Below are 13,820 nucleotides of genomic sequence, written 5' to 3'. Positions count from 1 at the left end.
CCTACTCCTGGAAGCTGGTGTGGCGGTGGTGGATGTTCGGCTGGGTGGCCAGTCGCCGTGCGGCGTCGAGGTCGGCGGCGGTCAGGTGGCGGCCCTCGACGACGGCGACCGGGCGGGTGCGGTCGCCGTTCCAGACGGCGGCGCGTGGCCGGTCCGGCATGCGTGGTCGTTGGCGTTTCCGCCAACGAGCGTCGTCGGCGACGTCGGATGGGGTTTTCACGGTCCTTCCTTCCGGTGCAGGGTGACGTGGGCGAGCACGTGGCGATGCTCGGCGGGGACGTGGACCTCGGGGTGGCCGAGGTGGTCGAGGAGGAGCCAGCGCGCCCAGGCGGCGTCGCATTCGTCCTCGGTGGGGAAGGTGGCGCCCGCATAGGTGCGGGCGGCGTCGGCCATCTGCTGTTTGGAGGCGTCGCCGTCCCCGGTCGCGTACAACTTCAGGTGTTTCAGGTTGATGACTGCCACGGCGATCCGTGCCCGCCAGCAGGCCAGCCGGACGGTTCCGCCGATCTCGGCGAGCCGGTGCGTGGCCGAGGACCGCTTCTGGAAGGCGTAGTCCTCGATGCCGATCGCCTGCGTGCCCGCCTCGATGATGCGGCGGACGGTCTCGGCTTCCACATGGTCGATGCGCCGCATGTTGTCGGTCAGCGTCCGCCGCGCGCCCTTCCGTGCTCTCACCTTGGGTGCGGTGACGAGGCTCGTCGTGCCGTCCGGCAGCGCCAGCCCTGTCTTCTCGGCGGCCTGGTCGAGGCCGGACACGCGCGGCGTCGTCACGGGCGCTCCTTCGGGGCCGGGATCGTGTGCAGCTTCTGATCGCGAACGAAGTCCATCCAGACGCGCAGGCCGTCCTCGCCCTGCACCGCGTCCGGGGTCTGGGCCCGAGCACGCTCGTCACGCCGCCGCCGCTGCTCGCGCTGGTCGGCGCGGTGCGATCGCCACGCCCACACGAACCCGGCCGCGCCTGCCGCGAACACCACCGTGCCGAGCACGGTCATGGCCGCCCAGAACAGCTCCACCAGCTTCTCCAGGAGATCGATCACTGATCCACGACCTCCCTGGCCGCCTCCTGGCCGCGTTCGGCACGCAGCCGGGCGAGCTCAGCCTGCGCCTCGTGGAGCGCGTTCTCCGCCCGGTAGAGCCGGCCCGTCTTGTCCGCTTCGCCTGCCTGGGCGCGGCGAGCCTGGCTGTAGGCGCTGTCGCAGTAGTCGCGCAGTGCGGCGACCTGGCGGGCGGCGCGGCGGTAGCCGACGTAGTCGCCCACGCCGAACGAGGCCCCGGCGCCGATGCATAGGCAGACGACGGCCACGACGAACACGGCGACGCCGGTGTGCACGAGGCCGAGGACCCACACGGCCAGGCCCACCCCTGCGACGATCGACAGCATCGGCAGGGAAGGCCTGGGCGCGGGCGGCCGGCTGGGCGCGGTCATGCTTTCTCGACGGCCGGGGGTTCGAGGGCGGCCAGCACCTGCTCGGGCGTGCGGTCGCACCAGTCGTTCCACTGCGTCAGCCACCAGCGCGGGGTCAGCTCGTCGTTCTCGGGGTCGCGCCCCAGGTGGGTGGCGAGCTCGTCGATGAGGTTGTGCGCCGCCTCCCACTGGGGGTGCAGGTGGGCGTCGGCGCGGCGGAGCTTCTTGCGGGCGAGCGTGAACGGAGGGAGCCCGGCGGCGCGGCCGATGGCCTCGACGAGGCACACGCCGCGCTTGCCGGTCCGCCGGTCGGCGTAGTTGTCCTGGATCCAGCCGTCGCGGCGCAGCACGGCCTGGGCTTTCGGCCGGATCATGTCCGGGGTGACGTCGGTCACGTCGGTGGTGGTAATCATGCCCTCTCCTGGGTGGTTCCTGCGTTGGCCAGGTCTTCGGGGCCGCAGGGGGCGACACCGACCTCCTGGCCGGGATGGTTGAGGCCTGCCTGGACGAACGCTGCTGCCGCGGCCAGCAGCGGCAGCGGGTGCTCGGGGTTGAGCGCGACGTTGTTCACGAACACGAGCCAGAAACCCGTGGGCGCCGTCGCGGCGGGCGTGGAGACCAAGCCGTTCACGTGATCGGGCCCTCTCCGCCGGCGACGCGGCCCGGCAGTCCGAGGAATCCGAGCGGCGGCATCTGGCACGCCTCCATGGCGGGCAGGCGGGTGCCGTTGACCTCGTGCACGGCGCCGTGCACCGGGTCCAGGACCGCGAGCCGGGCGCAGGAGCACACGAGCGTTGGCCGCGACTCCTCGCTGCCGGGGTCCCGAGACTCGTTCTTGCCGACGAGCGCGAGGAGCTGTTCGCGGCTCTGGTGGAGGCCCGCGAGGTGGCGCTGGGCGGCGGCCTGCTGCTCGGCGATCTCCGCGTGGACGGCCTCGCGCCGGGTGTCGAGATCGGCGAGGTGCCGTTCGGCGCCGGTGATGGCGTCGTTGACCTGCTGGAGGCCCTGGGTGAGGAAGTTGCGGACGGCAGGCGTGTAGAGGGCCGGTGTGCCGGTCTCCTCGGGGAGGGCGTCGATCGACATCCGTGTGTCCTTTCTCAACGGGGGGTGGGGGTGCGCGCCCGTGCACGGGGCGCGGTGAGGATCAAGTAGTGCCGGTCTGCGCGGCGATGGCCTGCCGGTACGCGTCCGGCGTGATCTGGCCCTTGTCCGGGGCGGCGGACAGCGCCGTGAGAAAGGCCGCAAGGTGGACGTTGGACACGTCGTCCAGGCTGGTCGCGGGCTGCTTGCGGCGCCGGGCGTTTGCGTTGACCCACAGGCACAGGGCGGGGGTCAGCTCGTCCTTGGTGCCGTCCAGGTCGGTCCACACGGTGACGATTCGCACCTGGAGATCCTTGCGGCGGGCCTGCACCTCGGGTTCGAGCTTGCGGATCGCCTCGTCGGCCTTCGCGACGGTGAGTTGGGCGGTCGAGGTGACTTCGACGTTGCAGGCGCCCTGAAGCCACAGGAAGCGGGCGTCGTCACTGATGCCCGCTTCGGTGAACAGCGTGTTCAGCTTCGTGAGCGTCGCTCTGTTGGCGGCACCCACAGGCCGCCGCTGCTTCTGGGAAGCGGGGCCAGGCGTGGACTCAGCGGCCGGAGCCGCGGGTGGCTCCGACGCCGCTTGGGAGGCAGCGGCCTCGGTGGGCTGAACTTGTGGCCGGGCCGCCTGCGGAGCGGGAGGGTCCGGAGTCTCCCCGTCCAGGAACAGGCTCCTGCCGATGGCGGCCTGCACCTTCGTAATGTCGTCGCGGTTCAGCTCCCTGGGGTCGCTGACCTGCCGCTTCAGCACCTTGGACAGATACGCGAGCATCGCCGGGCCGTTGATGCCCTTGTTCAGCAACGCGGTGCCGAGATTGGCCAGCAGTTCCTGCTTGGTCGGCTCGTCGTCCCCGTTCTGCTCGCCGTCCGTGATGGCCCGCTGAGTGATCAGGGCGACGACGGAGCGGGGCTGATGTGTCGGCTGCTGCCCGCCTTTCTCCTCGGACGCGTCGTCTTCGTCGCGGCCGGGGTGGACGGTGACTTGGAGGATGTCGGCGTTCGGGTCGTCGTCGGTTCGAGTGCCCTCGTCGGCGTACGCGGCGGTGACCAACTCGATCGTCTGCGGCAGCAGCTTGACCAGCCGCGCTCGGATCATGGTCTTCTTGCCCTGCTCGTCGAACTCGGGCGAGTGCTCGCCGCTGTCCCACCAGGGACCGCTGGTGCGGGCCATGGCGTATTTGTTGCGGTGGCGGACCATCTGGGCATGCGTCATGGGCTCGGTGACATGCACTTCGCCTCGGTACTTCGCGATGGCGAAGTAATCCTCGGTCGGCCGCTGGTCGCGGCCAGCGTCGCGCCGGTTGGGCTCGTACTGGACGCGCCACACCCCGTCGTCGAACCAGGTCCGGAAGGCGTCACCCTCCTTGACCACGTACGCGCCCAGCATGGTGGTGTCGCGGTCGCGGTAGCCGATATCTGTCAGCCCCTTGTAGCCGACGATCAGCGTCGCATCGAGCCGGCCGCCCGCCTTCTTGTTCCGCATCGGGATCAGCCACGCGTGCCCGAGCGCGGGGACGTGCGGGCGGAGGTTGAGCTGCGCGCACGTCACTAGGCCGCCGATGACGCTGGGGGCGTAGACGTTGGCCAGGTCCGGGTTGTTCGCGAGCGCGTTGTGCGCGTCCTGAAGGAAGCGCTCGATGCGGATGCCCGGCGGCAGTGCCTCGCGGAATACCCGCTCGTACTCCACGATCTGGTCGTCCAGCTTCGCCAGCCGGTCCTTCTGCTGCGGGGTGAGGTCACTGCCCATCGGGGTCTCCTTCCAGGGCGGGAAGCTTGATCTTGTGGAGGTTCCGGACCGCCTGCACATGGGGGTGCGGTCCACGATTACGGCGGCGGGTGGCGATGACCTGGCCGTTCAGGTACGCCTTCTTCGCTCGCCCCATCTCGTCGGCGATGGCGGCCTTGGCGCCCAGCAGCTCGTTCTCGGCCGCGGCGGCGGCAATCTCAGCGTTGACGTAGCGGATGCCGACCGGGTCGGACACGCTGATGGACAGGCTCTCGTCGATCTCGGGGTGCGCTGCGCGCAGTGTTCGGTAGGTGTGCGGGTGGTGGTCGAGCGGCGGCTTGATGCCCCACAGCAGGTTCGTGCGGAACTCAGCCGCCTGCGCGACCAGCGCGCGGGCCGCCTCCTCGTCGTACTCGACGACGTACTCGGCGAACTCCAGGCCGGGCCCGATCATCACGACGTACCAGTGCGCCAGGCCGAAGATGTGCAGGTACCACATGACCTGCACCCAGTAGCCGAGCGGGATCTCGTCGGTGCCGGGCTCGCCCCACTCGTCGCGGTAGCGGGCGCTCTTGTACTCGCCGCCCGCCACGAGCCGGCCGCCCTGGTACACGAGGGCGTCGGGGTTGGCGAGCTTCCAGCCGCGGGCGTACGTGCCGGGGTGGTCCACGATCTCCCACTCCGGGTGCATCTTGCGGAAGTAGGCGGCGAGGGACGGTTCGAGGAGATAACCGCGTTCGGCGTCGTCGCTCGTCTCTTCGCGTTCGGCCCGGCCGGTGAGAATCATCGCCAGGCCGTATGGGGAGATGAACGTGTTCGCGCCGACCAGCGCGCCAGCATCGGTGCCGCCCAGCCGTGGCCCGTCCGGTCCCGTGCGGGCGGCGAGCCATTCGGGACTTCCCGGCTCGAACCGGCCGAGGAACTCCAGGGTGTCGGTGACGGTGCTCATCAGAACGGCGGCTCGTCGCCGAGGTCGCGGTGCTCGGCTTCCCTGCGTTCCCGGCCCTTGTACGCGATCCTCCAGGGGCTGTGCAGGGGCAGCAGTTCCTCGGGGTCGCTGGCAGCGTGGTTGCCGTGTTCGGTCACGAGGGTGACGGGCGTCCCGGGCTCGTCCTGGACGGCGAACCATTCGCGGTCCTTACCGTCTGTCCAGACATCGCCCCGCATGGGGGGCCAGTGGTGCGGGGTGTGGACGTCGATGGTGACGTCTCGGCTGTCCAGAGGAATCTTGAAGGTCAGCCGGGGAGTGTGGGACGCGGGAACGGTGACCCATAGATCCTGGCCGTCGAGCAGGTTCGCGTCGCAGACGATGGTGACCCGGAGGCGGTCCCCCGGCTTGATGTTGCGGCTCATCGGCGTCAGGCCTCCTGCTCCGCGAGGACGGCGCGGGCGGCAGCGATGAGCTGGCGGGCGGACTTCGGCCCCACTTGCGTGATGAGGAGGTCGCGGGCGGCGTCGGCGTAGGAGCAGTCCGGGTGGCTCGCCATGAGGGCGAGGTCGGCCGCGCGGTTGGCGGCGTGGTCGGCGTGGGGGCTGGTGGTCACTGCGTCTCCCTCGGGGTTCGTTGGCGGTTTCGCCAACGGGCCGGGTGCGGAATGTGGCGTTTCCGCTAGTGGTGGTGGTCGCCGCGAGACTCGTTGATCTTGGTCGTGCGTGTCTCGCGACACCTCCAGCCTACGCCTGAGCGACGCGCGTGTCACGCTCTGAGTGCGTCTCTCGCGCCTATCGGCAGGCGGCCAATCCAAGATCGACAAGAGCAGTAAGAGATCTTTACAGAGGCCAGCAGACGCGACCGGCGCGAGCGTGGGTGATACGCTCGCGTCGATCCCGGTCCGCCACGAGGGGATGCCGCCACCATGCCTGCCACCAGAACAACCCAGCTCAGCCCCGCCCTGGCGCTCCTCGTCCGCTACCGCAAACGCGAGGGCAGCCCCGAGCCCGAACTTCAGGTCCGCCCGCTCGCCCGCAAGATCTCCGAGGCGTCAGGACACAAGTTCAACGAGCAGTTCTGGCGACGACGAGAATCCGGCACCGTCACCGACATCACGGACAAGGACCTCGCCTGGTGGGCCTGGGGCATCGGCGTCCCCGCCGACGAGCTGGCCGCCACCGGCCGCACCGAAGCCGCCGACCTCCTGCGGCAGATCCTCACCGACCGGGAAGCCAAGGACGCCGCCGCCGAGCGGGCCGCCGACCGTGCGGCCGACGCCGTGGAGGGCTTCCTGCGGGACGCGTACGCCGAGATCGACGCCCTGAACGCCAGCGGCCCGGAAAAGGAGCGCATGAAGCGGTATCTGCTGGAGCGCGCCCGCCAGGTCCTCGACCGCGAGCAGGTCAGCACCACGAGTCTCGACCGGCGCTGACTCTGCCCTTCCGCCCGGACGGGGGACACCGGCGCGAGCCGCTGTCCCAGCATGCCCGGATGGTTCATCATGCCCCGCTCCTACCGTGCTCTGTGGTGATCGCCGCCTTGTGTGACGCCTGTGAGGCCGCGTTGGTTGGCGCGATCCGTGGGAATGTTGTGGCGTTGATTCTGGCGAGGCGGCGGGCATGCCGCGCGCCGGAGCGCGACGCTGACCACCACCTGAGCCCATAGTGCACGTCCGCGATCACACGCGTCCCGGCGTAGAGCGGTACCACCATCCATGCGGCAAGCAGCAGAAGAACCCGCGGGCTCATCTCATGCGCGACGGCTAGCACGAGCGCGGGCGCGGTCATTCCCGCCATCATCGACGCCACGTCAGCCAGCCAACGACGACGGTGCCGCGACCGGGTCTGTGCGTGCTGTGAGCGTCCTCCAGCCGAGTTATTCACTACGGGACTCCCAAACGGGTAGCGGAGAGGGCATTCGCTTGAGAGGCAACAGCTAAGACCATTCTCGTTTCTCGTTGCCGATGAGCGACAGTACGGAGAATCGGCAGGATGTGGGGTTAGTGAGCGGTTAGGATCCGGTTTGCCTTTCGCGGGTTCGGTCATGTTCTCCCAGGCACAGGGGCTGTCTCCTCTTCGCGCAGCACAGCCTGTCAGTCAGCGGCCTGGATCGTGAGCGCCGAAGTGCCTACGATTGCGGCGTTGTTGGCTGCTTGCCGCTGTGAGGCGCGGAAATGAGTTCGTCGGCGCCCCAACTCGAAGGTGGAATATGTCATCGATCGACCAGACGAAACCCTCCCCCGCACGCATGTACGACTTTCTGCTGGGCGGCAAGGAGAACTTCGAGATAGACCGGCAACAAGTGCAGATCGTGCTTCAAGACGCACCGGAGGCCCGGGACGCGGCGGTGATCAACCGCAGGTTCCTCGCAGCGGCGACCGGCTACGCAGCGAGCTGCGGCGTCAAGCAGTTCCTGGACGTCGGCTCCGGCCTGCCCACCCAGGACAACGTGCACCAGGTCGCGCAGCGGATGGTGCCTGACGCGTCCGTGGTGTACGTCGATAACGATCCCACGGTGCTCCTTCACGCCCAGGGGCTGCTCAATGACCCCAGGACCGGCTACATCAACGGGGACGTGATGACTCCCGCCGAGATCATCAGCAACCCCGTGACTCAGGAACTGATCGACTTGACCAAGCCGGTCGCGCTCCTGCTGGTGGCCGTCCTGCACTTCGTGCCCGACGGGAACGACCCGTACGGCATCGTCCACGACCTGATGGAGCAGTTGGCGCCCGGGTCGATGCTCATCCTCTCGCATGTCACCACCGACGAGATGAGCCCCGTCGTGTCCGAGCGGATCTCCCGGCAGCAGTTGGCAGTCCCGCTGAACCTCCGATCCGGAAAGGAGATCCTGCGGTTCTTCGACGGACTTGACCTGGTAGACCCGCCCGGCTTTGTGTTCACCGAGCAGTGGGCGCCCGGCAAGGTGTTGTCTGCCGACGCATCCCAGCCGCTGAAGCTCCGTTGCGGGGTCGCCGTCAAGCCGTGACTTACGTCACCGCGGCGAACTTGCGCTTGCAACGTTCGGCGTGATGGTCTGTGCCTTCGCCCTCGTACTGCGTAGCCGCTGCGGCGTACCGCTCGGCCGCCTCCCCCTGGCGGCCGAGCCTCATCAGGGCGTCGCCTTCCATCTCCAGGTACGTCGCGTCGCCGGCCACATGCCCGAGCGGGCTCACGAGATCGACGCGGCGCCTGCAGAGGTCGAGCACCGCGTCATAATTCCCCGCCGCCAGCTCGACTCGGCCCATCATCCACAGCGTGTAGGCCAGGTAGGCCTGCTCCCCTGTTCCGGTCGGCATCGTCTGGGCCAGCCTCACCGCCTCCTGGGACCGGGTGAGCGCCTCGTCGTACAGGCCGCGCTGGGCGAGCACGAACCCCAGGACGCGCAGGCAGGCCACCTCCGTGTGGATGTCGCGTGCTGTCTGGGCGATGTGCAGGCCCTGGACGGCGTCGGCGGTTGCCCGTTCGAGATGTTCTGCACGCCCCTCCCCGTGCACCTGCTCGCCCGCCCAGGCCCGAGCAGCCAGCGATCGTGCCAGGCCGCGCCGATCGACTATCGATCGGAACACCTCGGAGCTGAGATCGAGCATAGGTATCGCCCGCTCGCCCCCTCCAGGTGACCGGATGATGAGGATCGCGAGCCGAAGCCGGGCTTCGGCCGCCAGCCGTGCGTCACCGGCGGCGGTGGCGGCCTGCATGATGAGTCGCCACATGTCCTGGGCCGCCCGGCTGCGGCGGGCCCAAAACAGGTACGAATGGATGCGCAGCGCGACACTGGTGGCGCTTTGGACGCGAAGCTCGTGGCAGGCGAACCGGACCACCTCCAGGAGGTTCCCGATCTCGGAGGCAAACCATGCCTGCGGGTCAGCCTGGATGAGACGCCGCGCCAGAGGCGGTGCGTACAGGGACGCGCTGAGCCGGGCCGGAGGAGGGTTGTTCGGCTCATGCGGGATCAGCGAGTCGGCTAGGTCAGCCAGTTCGAGCCAGCCAAGGAGGAGCCGGTCCACCACCGCGTCGTTTTCAGCGACACGCTCGGCCAGCCGATCAGCGGCGAAGGCGCGCAACAGCCCGTGCTGGCGGTAGCGCGGGCGGCCGAGGGCGTCGGTGCCGGCGGGCGCGACGAGACTGTGCGTGATCAGCGTTTCCAGCGGCTTCTCGGCGTCGGCCCCCATCAGCATCGTGGCGACCCAGCTCGGGAAATCACCTGGGCCGGCCAGCGCCACGGCGCGGAACGCGCGGCGAGCGTCTTCTTCCAGGGCGCGGTAGCTGTCGGCGGCGATGCTCGCGGACACCCCCAGCTCGTCGGAGTCGAGCTCGGCCAGACGGTCGGCGAAGTACCGCAGACTCCAGTGTGGCTGTGCTGTCAGGCGCGCCCCCGCCACCCGGATTGCGAGCGGGAAGCCGTCGCACGCAGCCGCCAGGGCAGCGGCGGCCCCTGTGTCGGAGGCGATGCGGTCGCGGCCGATGATCTCCCCAAGCAGGTGCAGGGAGTCGTTGGGGCGAAGCGGGTGGAGCCGCAGGCGCATCATGGCGCCTTCGGCCAGGTGCCTGCGGCTGGTGATGATGACGCCGCACCCGGCCGTGCCCGGTAACAGCGGGTTGACCTGGTGGGATCCCAGCACGTCGTCCAGAACGAGCAGCACGCGCCGGTTGGCGAGCAAGGAGCGCAGCAGCGCGGTGCGCTCGGCCGGAGTACGAGGAAGGTCTTGCGGGTGGACTCCGAGCGAGCCGAGCAGTTCAGCGAGGACCTGGCTGACATTACGCGGCCGTTCTGAGAACGCCTCGACGCGGACGTACAACTGGCCGTCCGGGTACGCGTGACGGACCAGATGCGCGACATGGACCGCCAGCGCGCTTTTCCCCACGCCACCGGGGCCCGTGATCGAGGCGATCCGGACGCCGGTGCCTTTCTCGGCCGAGGTGAAATAGCCGACGAGCCGCTGCACCTCCTCCTCGCGCCCGGTGTAGTCGGTGACGTCAGGGGGGAGCTGCGCGGGCGGCGGCCAGGCGAGCGGCGCGGCCGATGCGCGGGAACTGCTGGTCACCAGGCGGTCCTCGTCGTTGGCGATCTCCTCCCGGAGGTGGCGCAGGCCAGCGCCAGGGCCGACGCCTGTTTCCCGTACGAGCAGCGTGCTGACGGCCTCGAAGTGCTGGAGCGCCCGAATGCGTTCGCCACTGCGGTGCAGGGCGGTCATCAGCAGAGCATGCAGCTGCTCCGACAGCGGATCGTGAATCAGTTCGTGGCGCACCGCGCTCACAATCTCGCGATGCTGCCCGACCTGTAGCCGGGCCTGGAGCAGCGCCATCACCGTGTCTCTGCGGTCGGCCAGCAGGTCGTCACGCGCCACCACCAGCGTCCCACCGCCGCCGGGCGCGTCCGCTAACGGCGGCTCACCCCACAGGGCCAGCGCCCGGGAGAGCACGTTCGCCGCCCTCGCGTGGTCGCCGCGTTCCGCGAACGCCTGGCCGTCGCTGCGCAGAGCCCGGTATTCGTTCAGGTCGAAGCTATCGCTGGGCAGGAGATCGAGGCGGTAGCCGGCCGGGCCGCCCGCGGGGATACGCTCCGGCAGGAGGAGACGCAGCTCAGACACCTGAGTTTTTAGGCCCCCTTCGCGGCCCCAGTCGTCGCCCCACAGAGCCTTCATCAATTCTTCGGCGAGGATGCCCGCTGGGCCCGCCAGCAGCAGCGCCGCGACGAGGCGGCGTTTGAGAGGAGACAGGGCGATCTGCTGGCCCTCGGCGTGGACGGTGAGACGCCCCAGCACCTCAAACCGCATGTGGTGTCCCCCTCTCTCCCAGGTATGAGCGGGTGGTGATGGCACGATCAGTAACCCACCTGGGGGGAAGTCACAATGGTGATCGTGTCCGCCATGGTGCCGCACGATGTGCCCAAGAGCAACGACGAGTGCTTTCCTCTTCCGAGCGCCGGTCCGGAGACCCTGGCGTCACGTCACGGTGACCCCGTATCGTCACTACGGCCATGCAAGCCGATGTCTGTGATCGCGCCCCACAGGGGACACCGAATTAGCGCAACCACAGGGGGTTTCATGCACCGGTCAGCCCGGATCGCCGCCACGGCCATCGCCACCGGGGCCGTCCTCACGCTCCTGGCCAGTCAGATCGGCCAGGTCGCCCCGGCCGTGCTTGCCACGGCGGCCGGACTCACGCTCCTCGCCACAGCCACCACGGTCCACGCGATCCTCCGGCCTGCCCAGCGGCGTCCCGTGGACGAGGCGTACGTCCGCTCCTTCGACCGGGTCAGCGCCCGGTTGGACCGCATGCGCTAGCCTCGGCGGGCCGACGAGCCGTCCGCGCGCACCGCGAGCCTTCGGCGGAGCGCGAAAAGGCCCCGGCCGGAAGGGGTGGATTTCCGGGCCGGGGCCTTCGCTGCGCGGGAGTATGCAGATCACGCGCGTGTACGGGGCACTCTATGCGTTCAACTGGCCGCTTCGCCAGACAGTTCCGGGGTCCACGCGGTAGGCAGGCTGCCAGCCGAGCCGGACAGCGTGATTGTTGACCAGCTCCCGCCAACCCTCCGGAGCGGGCCAATCCGGGAGTCCGCCGTCGCCGGTGAAGTACACGGTGGCCGCGTCCGACCATGCGATGCCCATCTTCTCGGCGTCGGCCTTCACCGTGTCGATGGCGAGGGTCAGCGAGTCCACCTGGTCACCGCCCCCAACGAAGTACCGCGTCCGCAGCGTGCCTTCCGTGGAGATCCGGCCGCGGCCAGGGTCGTCGTCGCCGTGCCCGTCGTCGTAGAAGTCCACCTGCGCACCCCAGCCGTCGCGGCCGTCGCAGCTCACGGTGATGCCGGTGGCCCAGTACCGGGGGCCGATCATGTCAGGTCCCTTCGGTCGAGCTGGGCCTGCACTGCGACCTCCACTTCCGGCGGCACATCCCAGACGTTCTGCCAGCCCCGGCACGGCACTGGCTCGGCAACCGGCCGCACGTTGGCCAGCAGCCAGTGGCACTGGCCCGGCGCCGCCCAGGGCGACGGCGAGTCCCGGACCACGTCCACCAGCTCGGCGACGGCCACGATGGAGCCGAACTCGAACCGGTCGTCGCGGAGCAGCGGCCCGGCGAGCTGGCCGGCGGCGGCGATGATGCGCGGGTCGGCCGCGCCGTACTCGTCCCAGGGCTTCCCAGCGTGGATTGCGAGCTCGCCGCGGTGGCGGGTGCCGCGCGTTCGGTTCTCGACGTCCTTGTCGCCGAACGCGATGGCCCAGGCCCAGGGCTGGTAAACGGTCAGCGCCTTCACGCTGCTGGCTCCCATCGTGCTGCCGTCCGCATCGTGGCCACGATGACCTCCAGCGGCCGGGCGATTCCGACATGGCCTCCGGCGTCCGCCCACTCACCGACACCGCTAATGATCGCTTCGGGACTGCTGTCCCCCGGCGTGACCAGCCCGTGGTGCTCCAGGTACTGGACGAGGTGCCAAGCGGCATCCTCGGCCGCTTGGAAGCGGGCGTCGTTCCGGTCTCGGTTTCCTTCCGCCCACGCGTCCGGCTCCAGATCGCACGCGACCGCGATGGCGCCCAGGGGGCATAGCCTGCGCGCGGCCTTGTGGTCGGCCTCGCTGTCGAACGCCACCCCAGGGAAGGTCTGCTCACGGTCGTAGTAGAAGTGGCGGACCAGGCCGTTGTGTTCGATGACGCCCGCGGCCCGCTCCAGTACGGCTCTCTGTGACACGTCGATCACTCGCCGCCGCCTTCCGGGGCGAACACGAAGTGGTTCAGGTGCCTGCTCGGGGAGTTCTCGGAGATCGTTAATACGGGCCCCTCGAACGCGAACTGCGTGCCTGCGGCAAAGCTGAATGACCAGCCGCCGCCACTGAACTCCAGGCCCAGACTGGCGTCCCCGAACGTGACGACCTCGATCGGTGAGGTGAGCGTGCACCCGACCGTTACGTGCGGGATTCCGTTGTCGAAGGTGGGCGAGGTGCGCACGAGCACGAACGGCTGGTCTCCGAGCGTCGCTCGGAGCCGGTCGGCGACTCCATGGATGTTCTCCGCCGTGAGGTGGCCGTGGTGGCTGTGGCTGTCCAAGCTCATAGTCCGTACGCCTCCGTGAGCAGGGTGATGATCTCCTGCGCGGCGCGGCGGTCCGCGACCGGGTCGTCCTCCTCGATGAGCGCACCAGGGTGCTCATACAGCTCGGGGTACGTCTCGTCGTTGAGCTCGTCGCCGAGCGAGGCGATCTGGTGAGCCGCGCGGTGCACGCACACCGGGTTCTCCTCAACTCCATCGACGGTCGTGGAGCCGATCTGCACCTCCCCGTAGGGTGAGCCGTCACTGCCGCGCGGCAGAAGGAGCCGCCGCACAAGGGCGAGGAGGTCGTCGCGGGTCGCGTACGCGGTGACGTCGGTGCCGCTGAGGTTGGCGGTCTCGTTAATGCAGGTGGGCGTGGCCATGAGGTTCCTTCTGGCACATCGGAGGTGGTGTCGGCATCGTCGCGGGAGAGGAGCCCGGCGTCGGCCAGTGCGGTGTGGATGCGGCCCGGCAGGTCCACGCCGGCGGCCCGCAGGGCGGCGGCGGCCTGGACGGTGAGGCGGGTGAGGAAGGCGGCCAGGTCGTCGGCGGTGCCTTCCTCGATGGCGAGCAGGTGGAGGTTGTCGTCGTCGATGAGGGTGAGGGCCCACTGGCCCGGCCGGGGTGGAGGGATGAGCTCGTCGTCCTCATC

20 protein-coding genes are annotated in these 13,820 nt (G+C 69.4%); 3 read left to right on the top strand and 17 right to left on the bottom strand.

From position 1 onward, the window contains the following. Position 1 precedes the first annotated feature (1 nt). From FXF51_RS60385 to FXF51_RS01665, 11 genes are all read right to left on the bottom strand, one after another. Positions 2-160, bottom strand: a complete 159-nt coding sequence (locus FXF51_RS60385; protein WP_187414107.1) for a hypothetical protein — start codon at positions 158-160, stop codon at positions 2-4. 56 nt (positions 161-216) lie between these two features. Next, a complete protein-coding gene (locus FXF51_RS01705) occupies positions 217-771 on the bottom strand; it encodes a crossover junction endodeoxyribonuclease RuvC (RefSeq protein ID WP_187414106.1) in 555 nt (184 codons plus the stop codon). Further along, positions 768-1,037: a hypothetical protein gene (locus tag FXF51_RS01700; protein WP_148432411.1), complete on the bottom strand. Its 270-nt coding sequence runs from the start codon at positions 1,035-1,037 to the stop codon at positions 768-770. The genes FXF51_RS01705 and FXF51_RS01700 overlap by 4 nt, the downstream gene beginning before the upstream one ends. Next, a complete protein-coding gene (locus FXF51_RS01695; RefSeq protein ID WP_148432410.1) occupies positions 1,034-1,426 on the bottom strand; it encodes a hypothetical protein in 393 nt (130 codons plus the stop codon). Before FXF51_RS01695 ends, FXF51_RS01700 begins: the two co-directional genes overlap by 4 nt. Beyond that, the gene (locus FXF51_RS01690; protein ID WP_148432409.1) at positions 1,423-1,818 is read right to left on the bottom strand and encodes a hypothetical protein; all 396 of its coding nucleotides are present in this window, start codon (positions 1,816-1,818) and stop codon (positions 1,423-1,425) included. The genes FXF51_RS01695 and FXF51_RS01690 overlap by 4 nt, the downstream gene beginning before the upstream one ends. Further along, on the bottom strand, positions 1,815-2,036 hold the full coding sequence (locus FXF51_RS01685) for a hypothetical protein (protein WP_148432408.1): 222 nt from the start codon (positions 2,034-2,036) through the stop codon (positions 1,815-1,817). The genes FXF51_RS01690 and FXF51_RS01685 overlap by 4 nt, the downstream gene beginning before the upstream one ends. Next, positions 2,033-2,488, bottom strand: coding sequence for a hypothetical protein (locus FXF51_RS01680; RefSeq protein ID WP_148432407.1), 456 nt, complete (start codon positions 2,486-2,488; stop codon positions 2,033-2,035). The genes FXF51_RS01685 and FXF51_RS01680 overlap by 4 nt, the downstream gene beginning before the upstream one ends. 61 nt (positions 2,489-2,549) lie before the next feature. Then, entirely contained in the window at positions 2,550-4,232 is a 1,683-nt protein-coding gene (locus FXF51_RS01675; protein ID WP_187414105.1) for a recombinase RecT, read from the bottom strand. Beyond that, on the bottom strand, positions 4,222-5,160 hold the full coding sequence (locus FXF51_RS01670; RefSeq protein ID WP_187414104.1) for a YqaJ viral recombinase family protein: 939 nt from the start codon (positions 5,158-5,160) through the stop codon (positions 4,222-4,224). The genes FXF51_RS01675 and FXF51_RS01670 overlap by 11 nt, the downstream gene beginning before the upstream one ends. Further along, complete coding sequence (locus tag FXF51_RS60380; protein ID WP_187414103.1) at positions 5,160-5,564, bottom strand: hypothetical protein; 405 nt, start codon at positions 5,562-5,564, stop codon at positions 5,160-5,162. Before FXF51_RS60380 ends, FXF51_RS01670 begins: the two co-directional genes overlap by 1 nt. A gap of 5 nt (positions 5,565-5,569) precedes the next feature. After that, a complete protein-coding gene (locus FXF51_RS01665) occupies positions 5,570-5,755 on the bottom strand; it encodes a hypothetical protein (protein ID WP_148432404.1) in 186 nt (61 codons plus the stop codon). Positions 5,756-6,067: 312 nt separating this feature from the next. On the opposite strand from FXF51_RS01665, the gene FXF51_RS01660 reads away from it, so the two are divergent. Beyond that, the gene (locus FXF51_RS01660) at positions 6,068-6,574 is read left to right on the top strand and encodes a hypothetical protein (protein WP_148432403.1); all 507 of its coding nucleotides are present in this window, start codon (positions 6,068-6,070) and stop codon (positions 6,572-6,574) included. 776 nt (positions 6,575-7,350) lie between these two features. Next, entirely contained in the window at positions 7,351-8,130 is a 780-nt protein-coding gene (locus FXF51_RS01655) for an SAM-dependent methyltransferase (RefSeq protein WP_148432402.1), read from the top strand. A 1-nt stretch (position 8,131) separates the two neighbouring features. Here the strand turns inward: FXF51_RS01655 and FXF51_RS01650 are convergent, their stop codons facing one another. Next, the gene (locus FXF51_RS01650; RefSeq protein WP_148432401.1) at positions 8,132-10,918 is read right to left on the bottom strand and encodes a BTAD domain-containing putative transcriptional regulator; all 2,787 of its coding nucleotides are present in this window, start codon (positions 10,916-10,918) and stop codon (positions 8,132-8,134) included. Between the two features lie 270 nt (positions 10,919-11,188). On the opposite strand from FXF51_RS01650, the gene FXF51_RS01645 reads away from it, so the two are divergent. Then, positions 11,189-11,428: a hypothetical protein gene (locus FXF51_RS01645; RefSeq protein WP_148432400.1), complete on the top strand. Its 240-nt coding sequence runs from the start codon at positions 11,189-11,191 to the stop codon at positions 11,426-11,428. 141 nt (positions 11,429-11,569) lie between these two features. Here FXF51_RS01645 and FXF51_RS01640 read toward each other — a convergent pair whose 3' ends face one another. The 5 genes from FXF51_RS01640 to FXF51_RS01620 are packed head-to-tail and all read right to left on the bottom strand — an operon-like array spanning position 11,570 to position 13,551. Further along, positions 11,570-11,980, bottom strand: coding sequence for a hypothetical protein (locus tag FXF51_RS01640; RefSeq protein ID WP_148432399.1), 411 nt, complete (start codon positions 11,978-11,980; stop codon positions 11,570-11,572). Beyond that, positions 11,977-12,399, bottom strand: coding sequence for an ASCH domain-containing protein (locus FXF51_RS01635; RefSeq protein WP_187414102.1), 423 nt, complete (start codon positions 12,397-12,399; stop codon positions 11,977-11,979). Before FXF51_RS01635 ends, FXF51_RS01640 begins: the two co-directional genes overlap by 4 nt. Continuing rightward, a complete protein-coding gene (locus FXF51_RS01630) occupies positions 12,396-12,839 on the bottom strand; it encodes a hypothetical protein (RefSeq protein ID WP_148432397.1) in 444 nt (147 codons plus the stop codon). Before FXF51_RS01630 ends, FXF51_RS01635 begins: the two co-directional genes overlap by 4 nt. Then, the gene (locus FXF51_RS01625) at positions 12,836-13,192 is read right to left on the bottom strand and encodes a hypothetical protein (protein ID WP_148432396.1); all 357 of its coding nucleotides are present in this window, start codon (positions 13,190-13,192) and stop codon (positions 12,836-12,838) included. The genes FXF51_RS01630 and FXF51_RS01625 overlap by 4 nt, the downstream gene beginning before the upstream one ends. After that, positions 13,189-13,551 carry a hypothetical protein gene (locus FXF51_RS01620; protein WP_148432395.1) on the bottom strand — a complete coding sequence of 121 codons (363 nt, stop codon included), beginning with the start codon at positions 13,549-13,551 and terminating at the stop codon, positions 13,189-13,191. Before FXF51_RS01620 ends, FXF51_RS01625 begins: the two co-directional genes overlap by 4 nt. Between the last annotated feature and the right edge of the window lie 269 nt (positions 13,552-13,820).

Origin of the sequence: Nonomuraea sp. PA05 (assembly GCF_008086045.1) — a bacterium.
Classification (GTDB): Bacteria; Actinomycetota; Actinomycetes; order Streptosporangiales; family Streptosporangiaceae; genus Nonomuraea; species Nonomuraea monospora.
The sequence above is the reverse complement of the archived record's forward strand: the minus strand, read 5'-3'. Positions and strand labels throughout refer to the sequence as shown.

Bases quoted from the DNA above. Each gene is read 5' to 3' on its own strand.
- FXF51_RS01670 (WP_187414104.1), bottom strand. From the start codon at position 5,160: ATGAGCACCGTCACCGACACCCTGGAGTTCCTCGGCCGGTTCGAGCCG.
- FXF51_RS01625 (WP_148432396.1), bottom strand. From the start codon at position 13,192: ATGAGCTTGGACAGCCACAGCCACCACGGCCACCTCACGGCGGAGAAC.
- FXF51_RS01620 (WP_148432395.1), bottom strand. From the start codon at position 13,551: ATGGCCACGCCCACCTGCATTAACGAGACCGCCAACCTCAGCGGCACC.
- FXF51_RS60380 (WP_187414103.1), bottom strand. From the start codon at position 5,564: ATGAGCCGCAACATCAAGCCGGGGGACCGCCTCCGGGTCACCATCGTC.
- FXF51_RS01645 (WP_148432400.1), top strand. From the start codon at position 11,189: ATGCACCGGTCAGCCCGGATCGCCGCCACGGCCATCGCCACCGGGGCC.
- FXF51_RS60385 (WP_187414107.1), bottom strand. From the start codon at position 160: ATGCCGGACCGGCCACGCGCCGCCGTCTGGAACGGCGACCGCACCCGC.
- FXF51_RS01660 (WP_148432403.1), top strand. From the start codon at position 6,068: ATGCCTGCCACCAGAACAACCCAGCTCAGCCCCGCCCTGGCGCTCCTC.
- FXF51_RS01675 (WP_187414105.1), bottom strand. From the start codon at position 4,232: ATGGGCAGTGACCTCACCCCGCAGCAGAAGGACCGGCTGGCGAAGCTG.
- FXF51_RS01695 (WP_148432410.1), bottom strand. From the start codon at position 1,426: ATGACCGCGCCCAGCCGGCCGCCCGCGCCCAGGCCTTCCCTGCCGATG.
- FXF51_RS01680 (WP_148432407.1), bottom strand. From the start codon at position 2,488: ATGTCGATCGACGCCCTCCCCGAGGAGACCGGCACACCGGCCCTCTAC.
- FXF51_RS01650 (WP_148432401.1), bottom strand. From the start codon at position 10,918: ATGCGGTTTGAGGTGCTGGGGCGTCTCACCGTCCACGCCGAGGGCCAG.
- FXF51_RS01640 (WP_148432399.1), bottom strand. From the start codon at position 11,980: ATGATCGGCCCCCGGTACTGGGCCACCGGCATCACCGTGAGCTGCGAC.
- FXF51_RS01690 (WP_148432409.1), bottom strand. From the start codon at position 1,818: ATGATTACCACCACCGACGTGACCGACGTCACCCCGGACATGATCCGG.
- FXF51_RS01655 (WP_148432402.1), top strand. From the start codon at position 7,351: ATGTCATCGATCGACCAGACGAAACCCTCCCCCGCACGCATGTACGAC.